This window comes from Tritonibacter litoralis (assembly GCF_009496005.1).
GTDB lineage: Bacteria > Pseudomonadota > Alphaproteobacteria > Rhodobacterales > Rhodobacteraceae > Epibacterium > Epibacterium litoralis.
In genome coordinates this window covers 1-1,193 of sequence record NZ_WIBF01000046.1, presented here as the reverse complement: position 1 = coordinate 1,193, position 1,193 = coordinate 1, and the positions used below count along the sequence as shown (strand labels likewise).

At 57.8% G+C, this 1,193-nt stretch carries 1 protein-coding gene; it reads right to left on the bottom strand.

Features of this window, described 5'->3' with window-relative positions:
* Positions 1–38: 38 nt before the first annotated feature.
* Positions 39–1,193, bottom strand: a 1,155-nt coding sequence (gene tuf, locus GFB49_RS20910; RefSeq protein WP_153218194.1) for an elongation factor Tu, incomplete at its 5' end; no start/stop codon positions are given.

Below are 1,193 nucleotides of genomic sequence, written 5' to 3'. Positions count from 1 at the left end.
TGGGGCGCCCTTTCCGTAAGTCAAATCAGACGAGTTGATTACTCGATGATTTTGGAGACAACGCCCGCGCCGACGGTGCGGCCGCCTTCGCGGATCGCGAAGCGCAGGCCGTTTTCCATCGCGATCGGTGCGATCAGCTCTGCGTTGAACGACACGTTGTCGCCCGGCATCACCATCTCGGTGCCTTCCGGCAGGGATACGGTGCCGGTGACGTCAGTTGTACGGAAGTAGAACTGAGGACGGTAGTTGGTGAAGAACGGGGTGTGACGACCACCTTCTTCTTTGGTCAGGATGTAGGCTTCCGCCTCAAACTTGGTGTGCGGGGTCACGGAACCCGGCTTACACAGAACCTGGCCACGCTCAACACCTTCACGGTCAACACCACGCAGCAGGGCGCCGATGTTGTCGCCTGCTTCACCGCTGTCCAGCAGTTTGCGGAACATTTCAACACCGGTACAGGTGGTTTTGGTGGTGTCGCGGATACCAACGATTTCAATCTCGTCGCCCACGTTGATCACGCCACGCTCAACACGGCCGGTCACAACGGTACCACGACCAGAGATCGAGAACACGTCTTCGATCGGCATCAGGAACGGCTGGTCAACAGCGCGCTCAGGGGTGTCGATGTATTCGTCAACAGCCGCCATCAGCTCTTTGATTTTCTCTTCGCCGATTTCAGGCTTGTTGCCTTCCATCGCCGCCAGAGCGGAACCTGCGATGATCGGAATATCGTCGCCCGGGTAGTCATAGGATTCCAGCAGTTCGCGGATTTCCATTTCCACCAGTTCCAGCAGCTCTTCGTCGTCGACCTGGTCAACTTTGTTCATGAAGACAACCATCTTCGGGATGCCAACCTGGCGGCCCAAGAGGATGTGTTCACGAGTCTGCGGCATCGGGCCGTCCGCTGCGTTCACAACCAGGATCGCGCCGTCCATCTGCGCCGCACCGGTGATCATGTTTTTCACATAGTCAGCGTGGCCGGGGCAGTCGACGTGTGCGTAGTGACGTGCTTCGGTCTCATATTCCACGTGGGCGGTGGAGATGGTGATGCCGCGTGCCTTTTCTTCTGGTGCGCCGTCGATCTGGTCGTAGGCTTTGAAGTCACCAAAGTATTTGGTGATCGCTGCGGTCAGCGTGGTTTTACCGTGGTCAACGTGGCCGATGGTGCCGATGTTGACGTGCGGTTTTGTACG